The sequence below is a fragment of the Cohnella fermenti genome, assembly GCF_004801405.1.
Taxonomy (GTDB): domain Bacteria; phylum Bacillota; class Bacilli; order Paenibacillales; family Paenibacillaceae; genus Cohnella; species Cohnella fermenti.
Genome location: NZ_SSOB01000012.1, coordinates 129,829 through 153,955, shown reverse-complemented (window position 1 = coordinate 153,955; position 24,127 = coordinate 129,829). Strand labels below are relative to the sequence as shown.

The 24,127-nt window shown below is 59.6% G+C and carries 23 protein-coding genes; 7 read left to right on the top strand and 16 right to left on the bottom strand.

Annotated features, from left to right (window positions below; all coding sequences use genetic code 11):
- Nucleotides 1–415 precede the first annotated feature (415 nt).
- The 14 genes from E6C55_RS11585 to cymR all read right to left on the bottom strand — a co-directional run bounded on the left by E6C55_RS11585 (nt 416) and on the right by cymR (nt 15,717).
- Nucleotides 416–2,551, bottom strand: coding sequence for a methyl-accepting chemotaxis protein (locus E6C55_RS11585; protein WP_230986656.1), 2,136 nt, complete (start codon nt 2,549–2,551; stop codon nt 416–418).
- Nucleotides 2,552–2,763: 212 nt separating this feature from the next.
- Nucleotides 2,764–4,023 (bottom strand): peptidase U32 family protein, encoded by a 1,260-nt coding sequence (locus E6C55_RS11580; RefSeq protein ID WP_136369945.1) that lies wholly within the window; start codon nt 4,021–4,023, stop codon nt 2,764–2,766.
- Nucleotides 4,024–4,068: 45 nt separating this feature from the next.
- The gene (locus E6C55_RS11575; RefSeq protein WP_330999620.1) at nt 4,069–4,995 is read right to left on the bottom strand and encodes a peptidase U32 family protein; all 927 of its coding nucleotides are present in this window, start codon (nt 4,993–4,995) and stop codon (nt 4,069–4,071) included.
- Nucleotides 4,996–5,103: 108 nt separating this feature from the next.
- A complete protein-coding gene (gene mltG / locus E6C55_RS11570; RefSeq protein WP_136369943.1) occupies nt 5,104–6,546 on the bottom strand; it encodes an endolytic transglycosylase MltG in 1,443 nt (480 codons plus the stop codon).
- A 139-nt stretch (nt 6,547–6,685) separates the two neighbouring features.
- Complete coding sequence (locus E6C55_RS11565; RefSeq protein ID WP_136369942.1) at nt 6,686–6,997, bottom strand: DUF1292 domain-containing protein; 312 nt, start codon at nt 6,995–6,997, stop codon at nt 6,686–6,688.
- 39 nt (nt 6,998–7,036) lie between these two features.
- The gene (locus E6C55_RS11560; protein WP_136369941.1) at nt 7,037–7,342 is read right to left on the bottom strand and encodes a DUF1292 domain-containing protein; all 306 of its coding nucleotides are present in this window, start codon (nt 7,340–7,342) and stop codon (nt 7,037–7,039) included.
- Nucleotides 7,343–7,349: 7 nt separating this feature from the next.
- Nucleotides 7,350–7,766, bottom strand: a complete 417-nt coding sequence (ruvX, locus tag E6C55_RS11555; protein ID WP_136369940.1) for a Holliday junction resolvase RuvX — start codon at nt 7,764–7,766, stop codon at nt 7,350–7,352.
- Entirely contained in the window at nt 7,766–8,041 is a 276-nt protein-coding gene (locus E6C55_RS11550) for an IreB family regulatory phosphoprotein (protein ID WP_211093564.1), read from the bottom strand. The genes ruvX and E6C55_RS11550 overlap by 1 nt, the downstream gene beginning before the upstream one ends.
- A gap of 971 nt (nt 8,042–9,012) precedes the next feature.
- Nucleotides 9,013–11,646, bottom strand: a complete 2,634-nt coding sequence (gene alaS, locus E6C55_RS11545) for an alanine--tRNA ligase (RefSeq protein ID WP_136369980.1) — start codon at nt 11,644–11,646, stop codon at nt 9,013–9,015.
- A gap of 418 nt (nt 11,647–12,064) precedes the next feature.
- Nucleotides 12,065–13,135, bottom strand: a complete 1,071-nt coding sequence (locus E6C55_RS11540; protein WP_136369939.1) for an AI-2E family transporter — start codon at nt 13,133–13,135, stop codon at nt 12,065–12,067.
- 198 nt (nt 13,136–13,333) lie between these two features.
- Nucleotides 13,334–13,546, bottom strand: a complete 213-nt coding sequence (locus E6C55_RS11535) for a hypothetical protein (protein WP_136369938.1) — start codon at nt 13,544–13,546, stop codon at nt 13,334–13,336.
- Between the two features lie 24 nt (nt 13,547–13,570).
- The gene (locus E6C55_RS11530) at nt 13,571–14,077 is read right to left on the bottom strand and encodes a PRC-barrel domain-containing protein (protein WP_230986655.1); all 507 of its coding nucleotides are present in this window, start codon (nt 14,075–14,077) and stop codon (nt 13,571–13,573) included.
- Nucleotides 14,078–14,116: 39 nt separating this feature from the next.
- On the bottom strand, nt 14,117–15,277 hold the full coding sequence (locus E6C55_RS11525) for a cysteine desulfurase family protein (RefSeq protein ID WP_136369936.1): 1,161 nt from the start codon (nt 15,275–15,277) through the stop codon (nt 14,117–14,119).
- A gap of 20 nt (nt 15,278–15,297) precedes the next feature.
- Nucleotides 15,298–15,717: a cysteine metabolism transcriptional regulator CymR gene (gene cymR, locus E6C55_RS11520; protein WP_136369935.1), complete on the bottom strand. Its 420-nt coding sequence runs from the start codon at nt 15,715–15,717 to the stop codon at nt 15,298–15,300.
- 354 nt (nt 15,718–16,071) lie between these two features.
- On the opposite strand from cymR, the gene mnmA reads away from it, so the two are divergent.
- Nucleotides 16,072–17,217: a tRNA 2-thiouridine(34) synthase MnmA gene (gene mnmA / locus E6C55_RS11515; protein ID WP_136369934.1), complete on the top strand. Its 1,146-nt coding sequence runs from the start codon at nt 16,072–16,074 to the stop codon at nt 17,215–17,217.
- A 204-nt stretch (nt 17,218–17,421) separates the two neighbouring features.
- Entirely contained in the window at nt 17,422–17,685 is a 264-nt protein-coding gene (locus E6C55_RS11510) for a hypothetical protein (RefSeq protein ID WP_136369933.1), read from the top strand.
- A 20-nt stretch (nt 17,686–17,705) separates the two neighbouring features.
- Here E6C55_RS11510 and E6C55_RS11505 read toward each other — a convergent pair whose 3' ends face one another.
- Nucleotides 17,706–17,903 carry a cold shock domain-containing protein gene (locus E6C55_RS11505; protein WP_136369932.1) on the bottom strand — a complete coding sequence of 66 codons (198 nt, stop codon included), beginning with the start codon at nt 17,901–17,903 and terminating at the stop codon, nt 17,706–17,708.
- A gap of 352 nt (nt 17,904–18,255) precedes the next feature.
- Here E6C55_RS11505 and E6C55_RS11500 point away from each other — a divergent pair, with 352 nt between their 5' ends.
- From E6C55_RS11500 to E6C55_RS11480, 5 genes are all read left to right on the top strand, one after another.
- Nucleotides 18,256–18,489 carry a hypothetical protein gene (locus E6C55_RS11500; RefSeq protein WP_136369931.1) on the top strand — a complete coding sequence of 78 codons (234 nt, stop codon included), beginning with the start codon at nt 18,256–18,258 and terminating at the stop codon, nt 18,487–18,489.
- Between the two features lie 37 nt (nt 18,490–18,526).
- On the top strand, nt 18,527–18,706 hold the full coding sequence (locus E6C55_RS11495) for a hypothetical protein (RefSeq protein ID WP_136369930.1): 180 nt from the start codon (nt 18,527–18,529) through the stop codon (nt 18,704–18,706).
- Between the two features lie 209 nt (nt 18,707–18,915).
- The gene (gene pepF, locus E6C55_RS11490) at nt 18,916–20,718 is read left to right on the top strand and encodes an oligoendopeptidase F (protein WP_136369979.1); all 1,803 of its coding nucleotides are present in this window, start codon (nt 18,916–18,918) and stop codon (nt 20,716–20,718) included.
- Nucleotides 20,719–20,959: 241 nt separating this feature from the next.
- Nucleotides 20,960–22,069: an HD-GYP domain-containing protein gene (locus E6C55_RS11485; RefSeq protein ID WP_230986654.1), complete on the top strand. Its 1,110-nt coding sequence runs from the start codon at nt 20,960–20,962 to the stop codon at nt 22,067–22,069.
- A gap of 105 nt (nt 22,070–22,174) precedes the next feature.
- The gene (locus tag E6C55_RS11480) at nt 22,175–23,407 is read left to right on the top strand and encodes an aminopeptidase (RefSeq protein WP_136369929.1); all 1,233 of its coding nucleotides are present in this window, start codon (nt 22,175–22,177) and stop codon (nt 23,405–23,407) included.
- Nucleotides 23,408–23,441: 34 nt separating this feature from the next.
- Here E6C55_RS11480 and E6C55_RS11475 read toward each other — a convergent pair whose 3' ends face one another.
- Nucleotides 23,442–24,074: a DNA-deoxyinosine glycosylase gene (locus tag E6C55_RS11475; RefSeq protein ID WP_230986653.1), complete on the bottom strand. Its 633-nt coding sequence runs from the start codon at nt 24,072–24,074 to the stop codon at nt 23,442–23,444.
- Nucleotides 24,075–24,127: the final 53 nt, after the last annotated feature.

The following is a 24,127-nucleotide window of genomic DNA, read 5'->3' as shown; positions in this document are numbered from 1 at the left end:
TCCACTCAAAAGTTGCGCCAACTATCCACATTCAGCCGCCAACAAACTTCATTCACACTCTGATAATAAACCAATAACCAAAAACCGTCAATATATTTGGGTAAATTTTTAATTATTTTGCGCCAACTTTATCTCGCTGAAAATAACGAAAAAATGGCCGGTTTACGGGCATAAAATTGAAATCACAGCCTTCAGGCAAATGAAAGTTAAGGGCTTACATCAGCGATATGTTGTTTATATTTGCGCCAAATTAACTCAAAAATCATTATTCTTTGGTGAAAGATTCACATCGAAGCAATTGGATTCCCGCAGGTATTCTCACAAAAAAAGGGCCGTCCTTCCGTCAACAACGACGGAGGGCGACCCTTCACTCCTGCAAGCTTCGCAGTTCTATTCGTTAAACTCGTTAACTTCGTTAAGCTACGGTGAATCGGGACAACGATTCCTTCAGCTCCTTCGACACTTGCTCCAGGCGGTTCGACAACTGGACAAGCCCTTCGCTGACGTTAAGCTGCTCGTTGCTGAGCGAAGCGACCTGCTCCGACGTCGCCGACGCCTCCTGCGCAACGGCACTTACATTCGTCATGGCGAGCGACAACGTCGACTGAGCCCCTTCGAGCTGATTGATCGATTCTGTCGTCGACTCGAGCTTCTGCACGAAGCCGCCCATCTGATTCTGCACACTTTGGAAAATCGCATTCGCATCGCGAACGGAATCGATCTGGGCTTGGAACAGCGGATACGCATCCGACAGCACGTGCACCGTCTCGTCGATCTCGCGCTGGATCGTCTGAACGACTTCGCCTACGACCCCGATCGAGTGCCGCGACTGATCCGCCAGCTTGCGAATCTCGTCGGCGACGACCATGAAGCCTTTGCCTGCCGCCCCCGCCCTCGCCGCTTCGATCGTCGCGTTCAGGGACAGAATATTTGTCTGCTTCGTCAAGTTGCCGAGCACCTCGAGAATCTTGCGGATCGACCCTGTGCTGTCCTTGAGCTTGTCGACCTTCTCGACCATCGAGCGCGTCATCTCTTCGGTCTGGCTCGTCTTGTCCATCAGGGCAGTCATATACCCGGTTCCCTTGCGGCTTGCTTCCTCGACCTCGGATGCAGAGCGGCCCATCTCGTCGTTCGCCGAGATAACCGTCTGAACCTGTTCGCCGATATGTCCCGTCATCTCGCTGCCCCGCTCGGATTCCACGGCCAGGTTCGTCGCGCCGGATGCGATCTCTTCGGTCGCAATCGCAATCTCCTTCGCGGAGCCCGCCGTCTTATGCGAGGCGTCGGACAGCGATGCCGATGTCGCCAGCACTTCGGCGGCGGAGGCGGTCGTCTGCATGACAAGTCCCGTAATCTGCTCCATCATCCGGTTGAAGCTGTCCGAGACTTGCCCGATCTCGTCCGCGCGCTTGATGCGGGAGCGAACCGTCAGATTGCCGCGCTCGCCCTCGTTCATGAGCGTACGAAGCTGGCCAAGCGGACGGCCGATCGTCCACAGAATCAGCAGACCGATCGTCGCCGCAATCAAGGCGGACACGATGCACATAACGATCGTAAGCGTGCGAATCGCTCCTGCCGCTTTGACAAGCGTACTCACCGGAATATCGCCGACAACCTTCCAAGGCGCCGTGGTCATGCCCGACATGACGGACAACGTATCCTTGCCGTTCACCTTGATCTTCGTGGAGCCGCTGTCGCCCGGAAGCTCATACTTGTACGGCTGCGCAAGCTCGTCCTCATTCGCGGAGAGCACGTTCGTGCCGTCGTCCGCGACTATGTACGTTTGGCTTCCGTCGCCGAACTTGACCGTATCCAGGACGGTGCGGAGAGTATTTAAGTTGATCTCCATCACGAGCAGGTAAGGAGTCGTACCGCTCCCGACATTCATCAGAGCCCGGCCGACCGCGATCGTCTGAACGCCAAGCTTCCCCGAGATGCCGCTTGTCATCGTCGGCACCCATACGACTCTGCCCGAAGCCTCCAGCATCTTCTGGGTGAACGAAGGCAAGCTCTCCGAGAAGTCCGGCATGCCGCCGGAAGGCGACGTTCCGATAACTTCTCCTCCCGCAACCGTCGGCAGCAAGTAGATTCCCGACAGCATGTTGTCCGACAGCATGATCGTGCTCAGCTTCGTCGCCAGCGTCCGCTGGCTGTCGAATCGCTCATAGTCGTCCGACGTCGACAGCGTCGTGCTCAGCAGAGACATGAACTCTTGGTCCGAGAGGAATTCCATCGTCTTGCGCTCGTAATTGGTGAGCAGCAGGTCGATCCGCCCAGCCGTCTGCGCAGCCGTCTCTTGGCTTGCCTCGGAGATCTTCGATTCGATGATGGACTTCGACTTATTGTACGAGAAGATGCCAAGCGATGCGACGCACAACAAGATTCCGCAGAAAATAAGAATAAACAGCTTCATGCCCACTGAGCGTATCGGGTTCGAGAATTTGGTGTCTTTAAGCTGTCCGTTAACCCGGTTTGCGAAGCCGCTTACAGCATGAGATCCTTTCTTCCAATCCACAACATTCATCCGCTCGCGCCATGTTGTTTTTTTCATCTGATGCAACCCCTCCGGCTCAATATGACGAATAGAAGCAATACACGAACAGAATTGCCCGTTGTCCCTCAATGCAAGATACAACTTCTGCCTAGTTCTGACAATGATTATTCTACATCAACTGGGAATTTCGACAAGTCCTTTTTGATATCCTGTTCGATTTGCACGGTTTTTGTTTTTTCAGATCATCCTACAATGCCATTTGGAGAAAATCACATAATGCGCTTGCGCATCAGATCCAATCGTTCAACGGGATGTTCGACGCGGAGCTTGATCGTCTGCAGAGGATGCCTCGCCGCATCAAGCTCGCCGCCGTTCTCGTCCGTGAGCGGGCCGAGCGTCATTGTGAAGCTGCGGCCGCCGGGACCGAAGAACTCGACCTCCATTCCCGGGCGAAACGGGCTTCTCTGCTGAACGATCGCCATGCCGCTCTCCTCGTCGTAATCGAGCACAACGGCGGCGAAGTCGTAGGGCGCCGGCTTCTCTTCCGCTTCGTAGATGTGCTCCTCCGCGCCCGGCGTCGAATAGAAGAAGCCGGTATTCAGCGGACGGTTCGCCGCCTTGCCGATCTCGTCCACCCAGCTCGTTTTGAGCTCATACGCATCCGGGTCGTTCATGTAGCTGTCGATCGCCTGGCGGTAGGCGTTCACAACGGAAGCGACGTAATGGATGCTCTTCATCCGCCCTTCGATCTTGAAGCTGTCCACGCCCGCCTCGATCAGGTCCGGCACATGCTTGATCATGCACAGATCCTTGCTGCCCATCGTGAAGAGGCTGTCCCCCTCCTCCATGACGGAGACGCCGTCCTCGTGCAGATCATACTTCCACCGGCACGATTGGCAGCAGCCGCCCCGGTTCGAATCCCGGTCCGTGAAGTGATTTGACAGCACGCAGCGGCCGGAGACGGACGAGCACATCGCCCCGTGGATAAACACCTCGAGCTCGATGTCGACGCGCTCCTTCATCTCGCGAATCTCTTCCATCGACGCTTCCCGGGCCAGAACGACGCGCGGCAGCCCCTCCTCCTTCCAATACCGGACGGCTTGCCAGTTCATGGTGGACTGCTGCGTGCTGAGGTGAACCTCCAGCTTCGGAGCGACCCGCATGGCAGTCTCCACGATGATCGGATCGGCCGCAATGATCGCGGAGATCCCGACCTCCTCAAGCCGGCGCAAGTACTCCTCGATTCCGCCCAGATCCTCCTGGTGCGCGTAGATATTCGTGGCGACGAACACCTTCGCTCCATACTTCTGCGCGAACTCGACACCCTCCCGCATCTCCTCGAAGCTGAAGTTATCGGCGTTCGAGCGAAGACCGTACTTCCGGCCACCAATATAGACGGCATCGGCCCCGTAGTGAACGGCGATCTTCAGCTTCTCCAGGCTGCCGGCGGGAGCAAGCAGCTCAGGCTTGTCCAGCCGGTGCCGCTTGCCCTTCCCGCCCGTCGCCTTCGCCGGCGCAATGCTACTCATGGCGTTCTCCTCCTTGTTGTCTTCCCGACAATCGAATCAATCGAATCAATACACCTGTTCCTTGTACAGGAAGCCGAAGCCGAGCTCGCGGCCCTCCGGCTGCTGCGCATGCAGGGCGTCCAGCCACTCCTCGTCGCACTCGTAGCCGTCCGGGTCCCGCTCCCACGCTTCCATCGCCTGCCGGTACAATCGAATGACCGCCTCGTTATACGCCTCCGGCTTCAGCAGCGTCTCGATATACAGGCTGTCCACCTGCGCGCGGAGCAGCTCCGGAAGCACCTCCAGCAGGGCGATATCGTCGGCGCTCATGACATGGGTACCGTTCTCGTCCTCATAGATCGGAAGCTTCTCCTCGGGCCTCTCCGCCTCGACCAGGTACCTCCCGTCGTTCGGACCTTGCTCCACGATTCGGGCTTCCTTCCCCAGATGGTCCATATAACTCTGCAGCAGATTGCGTTGCGAGAAATAAATATTGGTCATTCCGTGAGCTTGAACCTGAACCTGCATCGTCGTCTTGCTCTTCAGATCCGCAATCTCCTCTTCGTTCAGTTCCCTCGCCAGCACGGCGCGCGTCGCCCCCCTGCGGCCCCAATAGCCGGCCGTGGCGGAATTCGTCCCGGTCATCTCCGCGTTCCAGTGCAGCGGAAGGCCCGGGGCGTGCTCGCGGACGTTCAGGAGCACCGCAGGGTCGCCGAAGACGACGGCGTCCGCCTCCGCTTCCGCGAGCAGCTTCAAGTAACCCGGCAGCGCCGGAAGCTCATGGTTGCGGAACAGCTTGTTCATGGACACGTAAGCCTTCGCGCCAGCGCGGTGCGCCTTCGCAATCGCATCCGCGATCGCTTCCTGCGGGATCGCCCCCGGAAGCCTCATCGCGAAGCGCGGCTCGCCGATCAGCACGGCGGTCGCGCCCGCCTCGATATATCGCTCCATCTGACCGATCGAGCCTGCGGCCGCCAGAAGTTCCGTTCTCATTGCGTTCATCGCTCCCTCGTCAATCGTGACGACCCGGCGACCGCTTCCTCTCCTCCCGCATGAAGCGGGAGAGAAGGAAGAACGATAACCGGGCCGAATGGGCACATCTTATTTTTTCTCATTCTTCTCGCTTGTCTGGATATTCTTCTGGTGCTGCTTATAGGTCGAAGCGAATAAATGCTCGTTCGTTCCGTCCTTCTTCGTGACGTAATATAAATAATCCGTATCCGCCGGGTAGAGCACCGCTTCGATCGACTTGAGGCTCGGGCTCGCGATCGGCCCCGGCGGCAAGCCCGGATTAAGGTACGTATTGTACGGGCTGTCCACCTTCAGGTCGTCCGTGCTCAGCTTCTCCTTCTGCTTGTCGAGCAGATACTGGATCGTCGCATCGATCTGCAGCGGCATCTTCTTATCGAGGCGGTTCTTGATGACGCCCGCGACGATCGGCCGTTCTTCGTCGATCACGACTTCGCGCTCCACGAGAGAAGCCATCGTCAGCAGCTCGTGAACGGTCATTCCGCGCTCTTCGAGCACGTTCTGCCACTCCTCCGGCAGGCTGTCCAGCTTGCGGTCCAGCTCCGAAGCCATCCGATTGACGATGTCCGCGACCGTCGCTCCCTGCTTCATCTCGTACGTCTCCGGGAACAGGTATCCCTCGAGCGGATAACGAAGATTCGAATCGGCCGGAATCAGCTTCGTCCATGTCGATCCGCTCACCGCGGCCGGGTTCGCCATCGCTTCCAGGAACGCCGCCTTGTCCACGTACCCCGCGGCGGCGAGGCGATCGGCCATCTGCACGACAGTGAATCCTTCCGGAATCGTGAACTTGATCGTCGCCGCGGCGATCGTATCGCCGGCATTCAGCTTCCCGACGATCTGCTCGCGGGTCATGCCCGGCGTCATCTCGTATTCGCCCGCCTGGAACTGAGAGCCTTCGTTCTTGAATTTAAGCCAAATTCCGAAGAGGAATGAGTTCTTGATAAGGCCTTCCTCCGTCAATTCATCGGCGATCTCGTTGGCGCTCATTCCCCGCTCGATCGTCACCTTGACAGGAGTTGCGGACACGGCCGGCGTGCGCATTCCGTTCCACACATAGAACAGAACGGCGGCAACGACGGCCAGCACCAAACCAAGCGCAATGAAGAACGACCAGAACAGCGGCCTCGGCTTCCTGCGTCTCTTCTTGCCGCCGGTTCCCTTCCCCGAGCCGCCCTTCTCCGGACCCGGCTCCTTCCGTTCGGCCGAGGCGGCAGGAGACTTGCCTTGCCTGCCCTTGTTCTCTTCGGCCGCCGACGGGAATTCGCGCGGATAACCGACATCCGGACGGCCCGAATCCGCCCCCGTTCCCGCAGGGGAACCGGCGGCTTCCCGCCTCTGCGCGGAGAACGCCTCCGTCCTTCCTTGCGAGATCGCCGCCCCTCCTAGAACGTTCGCGCCATCCGATTCGATCCGAATCGGCTTCGTATCCTCATCGGATGCCGTATTCTCTTCTCTGCGATCAGAGTAGACCGATCTCCAGCCTTCCGGAGCTCCGTCGTGCTCTTTGCCCATTCCCGTCCCTCCTGCCGATTCTGTCAACCATTCTTCATGCAAAAGAGCGGTCGCCCGCTCTTCGTATGCCGACGCATCCGCCGGCGTTCCCGCTTCTTCGCGCTCGATCGCGATGGCCGCGGCCGCATTCAGCCTGCCGTCAAGGACGCTCTTCGCCCTCGAACTGGAGATCGTCGTACGCTTCGGAGACGCTCTCCCATTCCTCGTCGTCCTCCACGGATTCGAGCTGCGGAGCGTTGTCCTCGTCCAAGGCGATGCGCAGAATCTCGATATCGCCGTCCTTGCGCATCTGCTCGGACTGGATCACCGCATAGCTTCTCCCGCCCACGTCGAGCTGAGCCAGAAGCGTCCAAGCGACGGAAGCGCCGTCTTCGCCCGTCAGCTCGAGCTTGTTGCCGTACAATTCCTTAAGCGAGGGGATCTCTCCGCCCGTCTTCCCAGCTTCGTTCATTCCTTGCCCTCCAAGCCTGCGAGCCTTCGTTTGACGCTCTTATTTCTCGTCTTCGTCCGAACCGAATTCGGCCGTCAGCGTGTTGAACGTCTCTTCGACCATGTCCCATTCCGCTTCGTCTTCGATAGGGAACAGTTGGATTTCGTCGTTCTCTTCCTCATAACGGAACGCGAGCACCTCTTGCTCCTCGTCCTCGTCGTCCGCCGGAACGATCATCATATACTTGCGGCCCGTACCGTCGTCCGGCTCGAACTTCATAATCACCTCGAACGCTTCGTCGTTGCCTTCTTCGTCCGGGATATAAATAATTTCCGCTTCTTCCTCGCGGTTGTTCTCGTTTGTCATTCGTTCTTCACCTCGTCTTGAAGTCTAAATAATTTTGCAGCAGCAGCGCTGCCGCCATCTTGTCGACGACCTGCTTCCGCTTGGCGCGGCTGACGTCCGCTTCGAGCAGCGTCCGCTGGGCGGCCACCGTCGTAAGCCGTTCATCCCACATGTTCACGGCGATGTTCAGCTCTTGCTTCAGCTCTTCCGCGAATGCTTGGCAGATCTCGCCGCGCGGGCCGATGCTTCCGTTCATGTTCTTCGGCAGCCCGACGACGATCGTCTCGACTTCGTGCTCGCGAACGAGATCGCGAATCCGCGCCAAGTAATCGCCTTCCGTCTTCCTTACGATAACTTCGACGCCTTGCGCCGTCCAGCCGAACGCGTCGCTGACGGCAACCCCGATCCGCTTATCCCCGTAATCCAATCCCATGATTCTCGGCATTAGCGGTGCTGCTCCAGGTAGAACCGAACGAGTTCTTCGATCAGCTCGTCCCGCTCCTTCTTCCGAATCATACTGCGCGCGTTGTTGTGACGGGGGATGTAGGCCGGATCACCGGAGAGTAGGTAGCCTACGATCTGATTGATGGGATGGTACTCCTTCTCCACCAACGCATCGTACACAGACAGGAAGATGTCTTTGGAGGATACTTCCTCCGGGTCAGGAACGACGTCGAATTTCACCGTCTGATCCATGTAATTCTTGTCCGATGAGCTCATCTCCAGCACCTCGCTTTCTCGTTACAATCCATCATAACACATTCTCGAACGGACAGGAAATGGAAGCTCCCGGCCGAAGAGAGCGGACACAATCGCCGTCGCCGCGCATTCTGCCGCATGCCGCTCCGCTTCGCGCTGCTTCCAGTCGCTTCATGGCGGTCCATGCCGGTCCAAGCGGGAACACACATCGTCCAAACCCGCACTTTTATGCGCAAAATCACACTCTCGTCCTCCCCGACGAACAGGAAATTTGCAGCTTTAATGCGACTATTCGCATTCGATGGCCCGACGGGTCGCCAAACCCTCGAATGACTGCGAAAAACGCCCCCGCCCGCCGCACCGCCCGGAAGGCACATGCGAAAATTAGCATTCGCCGCGCCGCCCGCTTCTACTCCGCGCCACGCAAGCTGGCCATCGCTCTCCACACCGGGCGACCCGATTGCTCTCTCCTGGTTCGCTGACTTTTGCGAATTTATATGAAATTTCACATTCGTCGGCCTGGAGGGGAGGCGACCGAGCCGTTTTATGTGGTTTTTCACATTCATTGGCTTGAGCGGGAGGCAATCGCGGCGTTTTATGTGGTTTTTCGCATATATGGGGCAATTCGAGTTGGAATTTCCTCCATATATGCTATTTTTCGCATAAAATCGCCCAAAGTGCCCGTTGTCGGGCGACTCCAATGTGATTTTTCGCATAAAATTCGGCGGATCGTCGTCTTCGGCGAGGTTTGGCGGGGGTTGGCGGGGGTTGGCGGCTTTCGGCAGCTTTGCGGCGGCTTTTCGGCAGCTTTGCGGCGACTTGCCCGCAGCTTGCCGGTAGCTTACCGGCAGCTTTTCTGGCGACTTTACGCCGGCTTTGCGGCGACTTTCCGGCGGCTTATCGCTGGCCTTCACACAAAGACCCCTCCGGCGCCATCGGCGCCGAAGGAGCTAATTATCGAGCTATGCGAACCGCCGCAGCAGCGAGCCGTCTCAGCCGTTCAGTTGCTTCAGCACCAGCGCCGGAGCCGCTTCAAGCGCGTCCTTCAGCTTGGACGGGTCCTTGCCGCCCGCCTGCGCCAGCTCCGGCTTGCCGCCCCCGCCGCCGCCGCAGATGGCGGCCAGCTCCTTGATCAGCTTGCCGGCATGCAGGCCCTTCGCAAGCAGGTCCGGCGTCACGGCGACAACAAGCTGAACCTTGTCGCCGTCGACCGCGCCGAGCGCCAGCACCGCCGAGCCGAGCTTCGCCTTCAGCTCGTCGGCCACGCCGCGCAGCGCGTCCATGCCGGACGCGTTCACCTGCGCCGCCAGCAGCTTGACGCCGCCGACGTCCGTCGCGGAGCCCGCGAGGTCGGCCGCTTCGAGGCGGCTCAGCTTGCCCTGCAGCGATTCCGCGTCGCGCTGCGCCTGGCGCAGCTCCGCCTGAACCGCCTCGACGCGCTTCGGCACGTCGGCGACATTGCTCTTGAGCAGGGCGGCCGCGTTCTTCAGCAGGCCAAGCTGCTCTTCCAGGTACGCGTACGCATGGCGTCCCGTCACCGCTTCGATCCGGCGCACGCCGGAGCCGATGCCGCCTTCGCTGACGAGCTTGAACAGGCCGATCTGCGACGTGTTCGCCACGTGGCAGCCGCCGCACAGCTCAAGGCTGTAGTCGCCGACGCGCACAACGCGCACGATATCGCCGTACTTCTCGCCGAACAGCGCCATCGCGCCGAGCGCCTTCGCTTCCGCAATCGGCTTCAGGCTGATGTCCACATCCGTGCCGATCCAGATCTGCTCGTTGACGCGGCGCTCGACGTCCGCCAGCTCCTCCGGCGTAATCGCACCAAAGTGCGAGAAGTCGAAGCGCAGCCGCTCCGGCTCGACAAGCGAGCCCGCCTGGTTGACGTGCTGGCCGAGCACTTCCTTCAGCGCCTTGTGCAGAAGATGCGTCGCCGTATGGTTGCGCACGATGTCGCTGCGGTCCGCCGCGTTCACCGTCGCCGTGACGACGTCGCCGACCTTCAGCGCGCCGCTCGTCACCGTCACATGGTGAACCGGCTGGCCGAGCGGCGCCTTGCTCATGCCGCCGACGGTTGCCGTCGTGCCGTCCGCGCCGACCAGAACGCCGGTGTCGCTTACCTGGCCGCCGCTCTCGGCATAGAACGGCGTGCGGTCGAGGATAACCGCAACGGACTCGCCCGTGCCCGCCGCATCCGCGAACGACTCGCCGCTCACGATCGCCACGACCTTCGCTTCCGCAACGTGGCTGCCGTAGCCGACGAACTCGCTCTTCGCCGTCAGCTCGGACAGCGCCCCGCCCTGCACCTTCATGCTGTCCGTCTCCTGACGGGCGGCGCGGGCGCGCTCGCGCTGCTCCTCCATCGACGCGTCGAAGCCTTCGCGGTCGACCGTCATGCCCTGCTCGGCCGCATAGTCCTCCGTCAGGTCGAACGGGAAGCCGTACGTGTCGTACAGCTTGAACGCATCCGGTCCGGAGATTTGGCCGACGCCTTGCGCCCTCGCCTTGCCGACAAGGTCGGCGAGGATGGACAGGCCGTCGCTCAGCGTCTCGTGGAACCGCTCTTCCTCCGTACGAATGACCTTCTCGATGAATTCGCGCTTCTCCACGACTTCCGGATAGTGCGAGCCCATGATGGCGCCGACCGTAGGCAACAGCTCCCACAGGAACGGGCGGTCGATGCCGATCACCTTGCCGTAGCGAACCGCGCGGCGCAGCAGGCGGCGGATAATGTAGCCGCGGCCTTCGTTCGACGGCAGGACGCCGTCGCCGACGGCGAACGCGACCGTGCGGATGTGGTCGGCGATGACCTTCAGCGCCACGTCATGGTCGGCGTTGTCCTTGTAGTTGATGCCGGCGATGCGGGCCGCATGGCCGATGATCGGCTGGAACAGGTCGGTGTCGAAGTTGGAATCGACGTCCTGCACAATCGACGCGAAGCGCTCGAGGCCGGCGCCGGTATCGATGTTCTTGTTCGGCAGCGGCGTGTAGCTGCCGTCCTTGTTGTGGTTGAACTGCGAGAACACGAGGTTCCACACCTCGAGGAAGCGCTCGTTCTCGCCGCCCGGCGTGCACTCGGGATCGGACAGATCGCCGTACTTCTCGCCGCGGTCGTAGAAAATCTCGGTGCAAGGGCCGCAAGGACCTTCGCCGATATCCCAGAAGTTGTCCTCGAGCTTCACGATGCGCTCGGCCGGGATGCCGATCTTCTCGTTCCAGTAGCGGAACGCCTCCTCGTCCTCGGGGTGAATCGTCACCGACAGCTTCTCCGGGTCGAAGCCGATCCATTCCGGACCGGTCAGGAATTCCCACGCCCAGGTGATCGCTTCCTCCTTGAAGTAGTCGCCGATCGAGAAGTTGCCGAGCATCTCGAAGAACGTATGGTGGCGGCGCGTCTTGCCGACGTTCTCGATGTCGTTCGTGCGGATGCACTTCTGCGAGTTCGTGATGCGCGGATTCTCCGGCTTCACGCGTCCGTCGAAGTATGCTTTAAGCGGCGCCATGCCCGCATTGATCCAGAGCAGCGACGGGTCGTTGTGCGGCACGAGCGAGGCGCTCGGCTCGACGTGGTGGTTCTTGCTGGCGAAGAACGCCAGCCATTTCTCGCGGATCTCCGCGGCTTGCATCGGTTTCATGACGGAACAACCTCCAATTATAAGTGTACGCTCGGCACCCGGCCGCCCTTCCGCGCCCCGCAGCCAAATAAAAAACGCCCCTGCAAAATCAGGGACGAATTCATCGCGGTACCACCCTGGTTATCGCCTCGCCCGCGGGCGCGACAATCTCCTTAGAAGGGCGTTAACGGGCCCAACCGTCGAGGATTCGAGCTCCAAGACCGGCTTCCGTCGTTCTTCGCAACGAAGGCTCTCTCAGCAACGCCCCTTCCTCAAGGGATAGGAACGCCAAGCCTTCTCTCTGGCCGTGCGGGCTGCGACGTACTCTTGTCTTGTCGACGCTTTGATCAATATGCGCAATTACCCTGATTATAGACAAGCCGTTTCCCGAAAGTCAACGATTTTCCTCCATACAAGCCTTCTGTGCGCCTCAGGCGGTTTTTCTCCTTACATAATAAGCGAACAGATGCTGCACGACGACCTTCATCGCCGCGTAGAACGGCACCGCCAGCAGCAGGCCGACGATCCCCGCGAGCTCCCCTCCGACCAGCAGGACAAAGATGATCGTGAGCGGGTGAACGTGCATCGAACGGCCGACGACCTGCGGGCTGATTACGTTGCTCTCCAGGAACTGACACGCCATATTGACGATTGCGACCATCAGCGCCATTTTCCAAGAGATTGTCATCGCCATGGCCAAGGCCGGAAGCGCGCCGAAGTACGGCCCAAGGTAAGGAATGATATCGAACACCGCGACGAAAAAAGCCATCAGCAGAGGGTACGGCATGCCGATGATCAGATAGCCGGCGTAAGCCAGCGCCCCGATGCACACCGACACGAGCAACTGCCCGCGAATGTAGCTGCCGAGCGCTTCGTCGATCTCCTTCAGCAGCCTCGACATCCCCTGCCGCTTGTCCCTCGGCACATACTTGAACACGGTTCGTTCGATCACGCGCATGTCCTTCAGGATATAGAACGCGAGGAACGGCACGATCATCGCCAGGAACACGACGTTCACGACGGCTCCAATGTTGTTCATGAACGCGGCCAGACGGTCGGCAATCTGCTTCTCGACGCCCGCGATCGCCCGGTCGATTCCGGTCTGCACACTCTCCGGGAACGACTTGTTGTTGTTCAGATGATCGATCAAACTCTGCGCCTTCATCGTGAATTCCGGCATGTGCTCGCTCAGCTCCCGCACCTGTCCCGCGAACATCGGCGTCACGTTGACGGCGACCACCGCACAGCCGAACACGAAGAGCGCGTAGATGAGCAGCACGGCGGCCGTTCTCGGCACCTTGCGCTCGTGCAGCAGCCCGACGACCGGATTGAGCACGTAAGCGATGATCATGGCGATGAGGAACGGAGCGAGGACCGCCTTGAGAAAATCATACACGGAGACGAGCAGCGGACGGACGAGAATAAGCAGATAGAGAGCGAGCAGCGCCAGGATCGCGTAGACGAGCACGGCGAACAGCCGGCTGTGGGTGAACCGGTTCAACGTGTTACCCCCGAATCGTACGGCCGCCGCTGTCGGCCTTGATGCTACTCAGTATGCGTACTTGTTCGGAGTCGTAAACGTGCGCATGACAAAACAGGGGCGCCCGCCGCTTGTCCGGCCACGCCCCCGCTCTCGTTGTCTTATTCGCAGAGTAAATAAAATCACACACCGGATTAAAATCCGTAAACCAAATAAACGTTACGCTTGCAAGCCGTTCGCCTGAATGGCGGCCGGAAGCGATTCGCTGAAGAACAAGTCGTCCAGGGAGCTCAGCGTCCCGTCCTCTTCCACTTGGTAAACGGACATCTTGTCTCCGTTCACTGTCAATTCGATAAAGCAGCTCCAGCAATAGAATTGGTGGGAGCCGATCTTGCCGATATCCTTGGAGTTGCAGTTCGGGCATCTCATCATCGATTATCACCTAATCTTTCCGATTTAGGGATCCCTCTCCAGGACCCGTTCGCACGAAGCGGGAACCAGGATGGCGTCTTCGCCCAGAGTGACGCCCTCGGGCCCTTCGGGAAGCAGCAGCTTCCGCCGACCCTCGAACACATCCGCGAGAAATCCGTCCGTCAATTCGTATCCTATTATTTGTGTACCCTCGGTCTTCGGAAAATAAACATCCGATACGCGGCCGAGCTCTTGTCCATCCTCCGTAAATACGGGAAGCTCCCTCAGTTGGACAACACCGGTATGGAAGGAGCGCAACAGCTCGCGTGCCCTTATCGTCGCGATCGCTTGCCGGCTTGCAATGATGACGGCGTCGCCGCCGCACTTCATGACATCCGCCCAACGCACGATGCGAACGGCTCGCCGGAACCAAACCTGCGAGTCCAGGACGATGCAGGAGAGCTGCCAGAATTCGTCGAACCCGACGTCCCGGATGCGCCCGGCCTTCTTGCCGTTCTGCAGAAACACGGGAAGTCCGATCAATTGCTGCACGGTTCTTATGTGCGGCCACCTCGCGATTCGAGGCGCTTGTTATCTATTACGCAAACGCTTCGTAATGGTTGCAATGATTTTCGCGGTTTTTTCCGCTTCTTCTATATTATTGCCCATTCCGAAGCTGAAGCGGATCGCCGATTGGAGAAAATGAGTCTCAAGTCCCATAGCGATCAAAACGTGCGAAGGCTGCAGCGAGCCCGCCGTGCAGGCCGACCCGGCCGACGCCGCAACTCCCGACAGGTCGAGATTCATCAGCATCGTCTCGTTCGAGAGGCCGGGGAAGCTGACGTTCACGATGTGCGGCAGCCGCTTCTCCGCGTCTGTCGGACCGTTGAGCCGGTAAGCGTCCGCGCCGATTAGCGCGTCAAGCTCCGACAGCAGCTTCGCGCGGACGGCTTCCGCCTGCCCGCGGCGCCCGTCAAGCCCTGCGGCGGCCAGCTCCGCCGCCTTCGCGAAGGCGGCGATGCCGGCGACGTTCTCGGTGCCGGCGCGGCGGCTCTTCTCCTGCGAGCCGCCTCTGGCCGTGGACTCGAACGGCGTGCCCTTGCGCACGTAGAGAGCGCCGACGCCTTGCGGGCCGCCGATCTTGTGCGCGGACAGGCTGAGCAGGTCGACCGGCAGCGCGCCGAGGTCGAGCGGCTCGTAGCCGAGCGCCTGGACGGCGTCGACGTGCATCGCCGCCCCGCGTTCCTGCGCGAGCTTCCCGATCTCGCGGACCGGCTGCAGCGAGCCGACCTCGTTGTTGCCGTACATGACGCTGACGACGGCGACGTCGTCCTTGATCGCCTCTTCCGCGGCGGCAACGGGAACGATGCCCTCTCCGTCCACGGGCAGCACCGTAAGCTTGAAGCCTTCGGCCTCAAGCTTGCGGCAGGCGCCGAGCACGGCATGATGCTCGATCGCGGTCGTGACGATGCGATCCCTTCCGGTGCGGAGCCGCTGTGCGCGCGCCGCTCCGTACAAGGCGGCGTTGTCGCCCTCGGTGCCGCCTCCGGTGAAGACGAGTTCGCCCGGGTCGCAGCGCAGGATGTTCGCCAGGCAGTCCCGGGCCGCCGTGAGCATCGCCCGCGCCGCACGCCCTCCGGCGTGTTGGCTCGACGGGTTGCCCGGCCCCCTGGCCGCGGCGTCCGCATAAGCCCCGATTGCCTCCGGGCGCATCGGGGACGTCGCCGCATGATCGAAATAAATAATCGGCATAACGTTCGCTTCTCTCTTGCTTAGATGTAGAACATGTAGCTGTCCTGAGCGTCTTCTTCCTTATAATTGATCAGGTCGAAGAGCGTTGTCGAATCCATCACGTTCGCGATGCTGTCGCGAATGCGGAGCCACAGGTCGCGCTTCGCCGGATCGTCTTCCTCCGTGAAATCGACCGGGCTGATCGGCCCTTCGAGGATGCGGATAACGTCCCCTGCCGTGATGCTCTCCGGCTCCTTGGACAGGATGTAGCCGCCGTAGGCCCCGCGGATGCTCTTCACCAGGCCGGCGTTGCGCAGAGGCGCAATCAATTGCTCCAGATAGTGCTCGGAGAGCCCGTTCTTCTCCGCGATGCTCTTCAGGGAGATCGGGCCCTCGCCGAATTTGGCCGACAGCTCCATCATAATCGTCAAGCCGTAACGGCCTTTCGTCGAAATTTTCATCGAATGCACCTCGTCTCTCTCTTTAACTGCGTCAATCGTACGTACGTCAATCGTTGTCGTTCTATTTACGCGAATGCGGAATCAATAGTCGGGTGTTGCCGCGAATGGGAAAGTATCCCCATTACAGATCTATGTTATCATAACATTAAGCATTGTGGGCAAAAAAAGACAACGTATTCATGGCAATTGCATTACAAATCGCCCGCCAACCCGCGTTTGACCCGTCTTCAGATGCGAAAAAAAAGCGGGCGGATGAGAAAGAAGCGGGATTGTGCTCCAATTTGTGCTACAATGTTGGATGATCTTAAGACCGGCACTTGTCGGGTCGTTTCGCTCAAGGAGATGATTGAAATTATGGATGCCCGGGATACGCGCTTCCCCGATCCATCGCAAGTTCGCGTCGTCGTCGGCATGTCCGGCGGCGTCGATTCGTCCGTCACGGCGCTGCTGCTGAAGCGGCAGGGCTACGACGTCATCGGGGTGTTCATGAAGAATTGGGATGACACCGACGAGTTCGGCGTCTGCACCGCCGACCAGGACGCCGAGGACGTTCGCCGCGTCTGCGACCAGATCGGAATTCCTTATTATACGGTCAACTTCGAGACCGAATATTACGATAAAGTGTTCGAATACTTCCTTGAAGAGTACAGGCGCGGCCGCACCCCGAACCCGGACGTCATGTGCAACCGGGAGATCAAGTTCGGCGAGTTCCTGCAGAAGGCGCTCGACCTCGGCGCCGACGTCATCGCGACCGGCCATTACGCCCGGGTCGAGCTCGCGGGCGGCGAGTACCGGCTGCTGCGCGGCGTCGACGGCAACAAGGACCAGACGTACTTCCTGCATGCGCTGAACCAGTCCCAACTGTCGAAGGCGATGTTCCCGATCGGCCATCTGCCGAAGCCGGAAGTTCGCCGCATCGCGGAAGAGGCCGGCCTCTATACGGCGAAGAAGAAGGACAGCACCGGCATCTGCTTCATCGGCGAGCGCAACTTCAAGGAATTCCTGGGGGGCTACCTGCCGGCCAAGTCCGGCGACATGGTCGACATCCGCACCGGCGAAGCGAAGGGCCGGCACGACGGCCTCATGTATTACACGCTCGGCCAGCGCCAGGGACTCGGCATCGGCGGCTCCGGCACCGGCGAGCCTTGGTTCGTCGCGGAGAAGGACCTGGAGCGCAACGTGCTCTACGTCGTGCAGGGCGACGCTCACCCGAGCCTTTATTCGGAAGGCCTCGCGGCTTCCGAAGTCAACTGGATCGGCCTCGCCAAGCCGCAGCCCGGACAGCCGCTGCGCTGCACCGCGAAGTTCCGCTATCGCCAGCCGGACCAAGGCGTCACGCTCTGGCCGGAGGCGGACGGCCAGACGTACCGCGTCGTCTTCGACGCGCCGCAGAAGGCGATCACGCCCGGCCAGGCGGTCGTCTTCTACGACGGCGACGTCTGCCTAGGCGGCGGCACGATCGAGACGGTTCACCGCGCCGCGGCGGCCAAGGCGACCTGACCGCCACTCGACCTGATCGCCGCCGGGTCGAGTGGCCGGGCGGCCCTGCCCATCTCGCCGGCAGCTCCCCGCCCGCTCCTCTGGTCCGATGGTGATTGCGATTTTATATGATTTTTCACATTCGTCGGCTTGAATCGGGCGGCATTCGCGGCTTTTTATGTGGTTTTTAGCATATATGCGGCAACTCGCGCCGGAATTTTCTCCATGTATGCTATTTTTCACATAGAATCGCCCAACCTGCCCGTTATCGAGCGGCACGAATGTGAAATTTCACATAAATTCCTGCCGATCGGCGGCTTCGCTGCCTTTATTGGCGCGGCTCGGTCTGCGTCTCCAAGCTGCGGAGACGTGCCCGCAATGCAAGCAGCAATGCAGGCGGATATCTTACACCTGCCAAATATCAATAAAAAGACCTCCGACCCGAGTGCCGGAGGTCTTTCTTTAGCGCTCTTTCGTGATATGCGATAAGTCTTCGCGAGGCGCGAGACTTACAGTTTCACCACGTTCGATGCTTGGGCTCCGCGGTTGCCTTGCGTGATTTCGAACTCAACCGCTTGACCTTCATCCAAGGTCTTGAAGCCGTCGCCTTGGATCGCAGAGAAGTGAACGAAAATGTCGTTGCCGTCCTCTACGGAGATGAAGCCATAGCCCTTCTCTGCGTTAAACCACTTAACTGTTCCTCTCAAATGAAAAACCTCCTAAAATCTCGCCGTCAATCGGCGAATGAGATTATTATACCCGATTCGTTGTCAAGACGCAATATGTGAACGTTTTGTTCCATATTGTTTTGCCGCCTCTTCGGGAGAGCGGGAAAACGGCTCTGCGTCAGGAAAAACAGCGCTTTCGCGCATCCTCCCGCAGCCGCCCGAACGTCCCTAATTTATGTAAAATAAAGCCCTGATAATGGGAATATTCCCAAGGTATCGTGCATTTGATTTCTAGGCGCATCTCTTCTATGATAAAAGCATGCAATAATGCCCTTAGGGATACCAAGCATGTCATAATGCCCCTAGGCAGCCCACTGGAGGCCGATTCGCAATGTTCGCCAAACATGTGATCTACAAGCACGACAACTACAACATGCTCACCGTCGAGGTGCAAGGCAAGACGCTCGTCGTCCGCGAGATCTCCGATCAATGGGGAGAGGAATGCCATCGGTTCCTCAGCCGCCCGGAGCTGATGAACTGGGCCGAGAGGCGCTTCACGGCGCAGGATTTCCCCGACGGGGAAGAGCAGCTCAAGGCGACGCTTCAAGCTCTTCGCTCCATCTAATCGCCCGTAGCCCGTATTCGCAGGAGGTCGCAGCCGCTTGGAAGACAACCCGACACTCATCTTCGCGTTAGCCGCATTCGTGCTCGCAGCCGTGCTGATCTGGCAGCGGGACAACATTCCGCAGAAGCTGAAGCGGGGAATGGCGATCATCTCGCTCGTTCTCGTCGCCTTCGCTTTCTTCCTGATCGTCTACACCGTCTTCACGGCGGGTAGCTGATCGCTTGGCAGGACATACTAGAACGGCAACCGCTACCAGATTTGGGAGGTCCGTTCATGAAGCCGTATGTCCTGTCGTCCGCCGCCGTTCTGGCGGCTTTGTCTTTATGGTGCACCGCAGCGGAGCCGAGCGCGAAGGCGTTCCCGATCTCCGGACGGGAAGTCGCCGCGAAGTCCCGCGATTCCATTATTCCAAGGAGGTCATCTGATATGAATCAACTGCCCAAGCGCAGCGAGACGGACGCCGCCCATCATTGGCGCCTGGAGGACCTGTATGCCAGCCAGGCCGATTGGGACCAGGAATACGAGAAGGCCCGCAAGCAGGTCGCCGAGGTCGCAGCCTTCGAAGGCAAGCTTGCGGACGCCGCTTCGATCAACCGCTGCTTCGAGCTCGAGGACGAGGTGTCCTTGCTCGCGGAGCGACTGTACGTCTACGCGAACATGCACCATCACGAGGACATGGCCGAGGGCAAGTACCAGTCGCTCGCCGAGAAGACGAAGCGCCTCAGCGTCGAAGTGAACGAAGCACTCTCCTTCATCACTCCCGAGATTCTTGCGTTCAGCGAAGAAGATCTGAAGAAGCTCATCGCGGACCCTTCCCTGAAGCCTACATACAAGCGTACGCTCGAAGAGATGCTGCGCCAGAAGCCGCACGTCCTGTCCAAGAACGAGGAATCGCTGCTCGCGCAGGTCGGCAACGTCTCGCAAGCTCCGAGCACGATCTTCGGCATGCTCAACAACGCGGACCTGAAGTTCCCGAAGGTGAAGAACGACAAGGGCGAAGAGGTCGAGCTGACGCACGGCCGCTACATCCAATTCCTCGAGAGCCGCAATCCCGAAGTGCGGCGCGAAGCGTTCAAGGCGGTGTACGACACGTACGGCAAGCTCCGCAATACGCTCGCAGCCACTCTTAACGCCAATGTGAACAAGAATATTTTCTACGCGAATGCCCGCAGCTACCCGTCCGCTCTCGAGATGTCGCTGTTCGGCGACAACATCCCGCAGAGCGTCTACGACAACCTGATCTCCACCATCCACGAGCATCTGCCGCTCATGCACCGCTACATGGCGCTGCGCAAGAAGCTGCTGAAGCTCGACGAGCTGCACATGTACGACCTGTTCACGCCGCTCGTCGACGACTTCGACATGGACGTCACGTACGATCAGGCCAAGAAGACGGTGTACGACAGCCTCGCCCCTCTCGGCAACGACTACCGCACTGTCCTCCAAGGCGGATTCGAGGACGGCTGGATCGACGTCTACGAGAATGAAGGCAAGCGCAGCGGCGCCTACAGTTGGGGAGCGTTCGGCACCCACCCGTACGTGCTGCTCAACCACAAGGACAACCTGAACAGCATGTTCACGCTCACGCACGAGATGGGCCATGCGATGCATTCCTATTACTCGGACGGGAACAACGAATATCGCGACGCGCAGTACCCGATCTTCCTCGCCGAGGTCGCCTCGACGCTGAATGAAGCGCTCCTGATGGATTACCTGCTGAACAAGTCGACCGATCCGAAGGAGAAAATGTACCTGCTGACGTATTACGCGGATCAATTCCGGACGACGGTATTCCGTCAGACGATGTTCGCGGAGTTCGAGAAGATCGTTCACGCGCGAACCGAAGCCGGCGAGTCTCTCACCCCTGCGGACCTGTGCGAGATCTATTACGGTCTGAACACGAAGTATTACGGCGACGGCATGGTCGTCGACAAGGATATCGAGATGGAATGGGCCCGGATTCCCCACTTCTACACGAGCTTCTACGTCTACAAGTACGCGACCGGCTTCTCCGCGGCGACGAGCTTCGCCAAGCAGATTCTCGAAGAAGGGCAACCGGCGGTCGACCGCTACCTCGGCTTCCTGAAGAGCGGCGGCAGCGACTATCCGATCAACATCCTGAAGAAGGCCGGCGTCGACATGTCCACGCCGGAGCCGATCGCCCAGGCGATGAGCGTCTTCGAGGACCTGATCGAGCAGATGGAGAAGCTGACGGCAGACCGCGCATAACCTTTCGCAGCCTGCGCCCCACATTACTGGCACGCAGCCGCTTCGCTCCGCCCTCCCTGCATTCCGCAGGCGTCGGCGGAGTTTTTTCGTTTGGCGAATCGCCGAATGGGGCGCGGTATTACTAATGATACTTTTTTCCAAATAATCGTCATTGTTTGGCAGGATTCGACTTTGGGTAACGCGAATATACCTTATACACAGATAGGACAGATAGGCTATCGGAATAAGGGGGCGTTCTCGCTTGCACAGAACGGATCTGACCTCGGACCAGTTGCTTGCGATTATCTTCGACTATATGGCCAAAATCACGGGGGAAACGTCGCTTGATCGGGTGCTTGTGCTGATGGCGAACATGGGCAGGGAGATGATCGTCGCGGATCGCTGCACCGTCTGGCTGATCGACGAGATCCGGCAGGAGCTGTACACGACCGTCGCCCATGGCGTCAAGGAGATTCGCATCCCGGCCGGCAGCGGCGTCGTCGGCCATGCAATCGCGACCGGGGAGCCGGTCATCATCGAAGATGCCTATGCGGACCCGCGGCATAATGCCGACAACGACCGGAAGTCCGGCTACGTCACGAAGTCGATGATTACGATTCCGTTCCGCAACAACGACGGCAGCATTATCGGGGCTTACCAGGCGGTCAACAAGCTGACCGAATCCGAGACGTTCACGAAGCGCGATATGGAGCTTCTCTCGCTCGCCGCCTCTTACGCCGGCAAATCTCTCGAATCGGTTATGCTTCATCTGGAGATCGCCGATACGCAGCGGGAGATCATCTCGACGATGGGCGAGATCGGCGAGCTTCGCTCGAAGGAGACCGGCAACCATGTGCGCCGGGTCGCCGAGTATTCGTACGAGCTGGCGCTGACGCTCGGCCTGCCCGAACGGGAGGCGGACGTGCTCCGCACCGCCTCTCCCATGCACGATATCGGCAAGGTCGCCATCCCCGACGCCGTGCTGAACAAGCCCGGCAAGCTGACGGACGAAGAGTACGACACGATCAAGGCCCACACCAAGATCGGGCACCAACTGCTTCGCGGCTCGCGGCGCGAGCTGCTGCTCGCCGCCTCCATCGTCGCCGAGCAGCACCATGAGAAGTGGGACGGCAGCGGCTATCCGAACGGCCTTCGCGGCGAGGAGATCCACATCTACGGCCGCATCACCGCCGTCGCCGACGTGTTCGACGCGCTCAGCGCCGAGCGGGTATACAAAGCCGCCTGGCCGCTCGAGCGGATCGAGAAGCTGTTCCATGAGGAACGCGGACGGCACTTCGACCCCGAGATCGTAGACGCGTTCTTCGAATGCTTGCCGCGCCTCGTCCAAATTCGGGATCGGCTGTCGGACTGAACCGGGCTTTTTGGTTACCGATCCGGCTATGTTACAATAAATAGAGCCTGACGGCGTTCAGCGCGTTCAGGAACCTATTTATCGAAACAGTCGGAGGTTGGTACAATGAGCGTGACACAGCAACAGTTGGATCGATACGCAGACCTGATCGTTGGCATAGGGGTTAAGCTTCAGAAGGGGCAGAAGCTCGTCGTGAATGCGACGACCGAAGCGGCCGAGCTTGTACGCGCCGTTGTTCGCAAGGCGTATGAAGCGGGAGCGTTCTCGGTCAAGGTGAACTGGACCGACGACATCGTCACGCGCACGCGCTACGAGCTCGCTCCGGACGAAGCGTTCCTCGAGGAGCCGAAGTGGTATGCGGCGGAGATGGAAGAGCTGGCCGAGAACAACGTGGCCGTCGTCAGCGTCGTCTCTTCGGACCCCGACATGCTGAAGGGAATCCCGCATGAGCGCATCGTCAATAATCAGAAGACGTATGGCAAGACGCTTGCGAAGTACCGCCAGTACATGATGGCGAACAAGTTCAGTTGGTGCGTCGTCGCGGCGCCTTCGAAGGCATGGGCCGCGAAGGTGTTCCCGAACGTTCCCGAAGCGGAGCAAGTGGGCAAGCTGTGGGAAGCGATCCTCGCCACCGTTCGCGTGAATCTTGACGATCCGCTGGCCGCCTGGGAGGAACATATCCGCAAGCTGAACGAGAAGTCCGACTTCTTGAACAAGAAGCAATTCAAGAAGCTTCACTATGTCGCCCCGGGAACCGACCTGACGATTGAGCTGCCGGAAGGCCACTTATGGCTTGCCGCCGACAGCGACAACGAAGCCGGCGTGCCATTCGTCGCCAACCTGCCGACCGAAGAGGTGTTCACCGCGCCGCTCGCTTCGGGCGTGAACGGCTATGTCTCCAGCACGAAGCCGCTCAGCTACGGCGGCAACCTGATCGACGGCTTCAAGCTGACGTTCGAGAACGGACGCATCGTCGGAGTCGAAGCCGAGACCGGCGAGGAGACGCTGAAGAACCTCGTCGAGATGGACGAAGGCTCCCACTACCTCGGCGAAGTTGCGCTCGTGCCCCACTTCTCTCCGATCTCCCAGTCGGGCATCCTGTACTACAACACGCTGTTCGACGAGAACGCCTCGAACCATCTGGCGATCGGCAGCGCCTACGCCTTCAACCTGCAGGGCGGAACGAAGATGACGCAGGAGGAGCTCAAGGAACGCGGCCTCAACACAAGCATGACGCACGTCGACTTCATGATCGGTTCCGACAAGATGGACATCTTCGGCGTCACGTCTGACGGCGAAGAAATCCAGATTTTCCGCCATGGAGATTGGGCGATCTAAGCCTGCGTTGGGGCCGAACTCTGCAGGCTGCAGTCTAGTCGCGGCTGCCGCTGCGATTCGGCAGATGCGGGGCCAGAAGCTCTCTCCAGACGACCAGCCGGTCGTCCAGACCGCGGAATTGCGGAGTCGGCACCGGACTCGAAGAGGGCAACCGAAGCACCGTCCGGCTCCGAAGCTCCGGCGTATCCCCGTACTGCTTGAGCAGCTCCGAATGAGACTTGGTGCCGTTGCACGCAATGACCCGAATAGCTGGGCAGTGCCGCAGCAAGTCCGGTATCTCGTTCGGCACCGCGTTGCGGATGGCGCTGTCGAGGCTCCCCGGTCTCTCGCACGCTTCGATGACGTCCCATAATGCAATTCCGTTGCGCCTGGCGATAGCCAGGCGTTCTTCGTACTCGGCACTTGCCGCGCGTTCCGCTCCCTCCCCCAGAAGCTCGTATAGAATTCGCCAGAAGAAGTTGCGCGGATTGCCGTAGTATTGATTCATCTCCAATGAGCGCGTTCCGGGCATGCTGCCGAGAATAAGCAAGCGGGAGCTCTCGTCCGCTATCGGCGGAAACGAATGAACGAGAGGCGCTTCTCGTCCGTTATCGCGACTATCGCCTTCGGCTCCGGACAGCATGTCAGGCGGACAAACAGACGGGTTATCGATCGGGATATGTTTCATGGCTCAGCCCCTCCTCCATCCTCCCAAGGAATCGTTTTATTATTCTACACTAT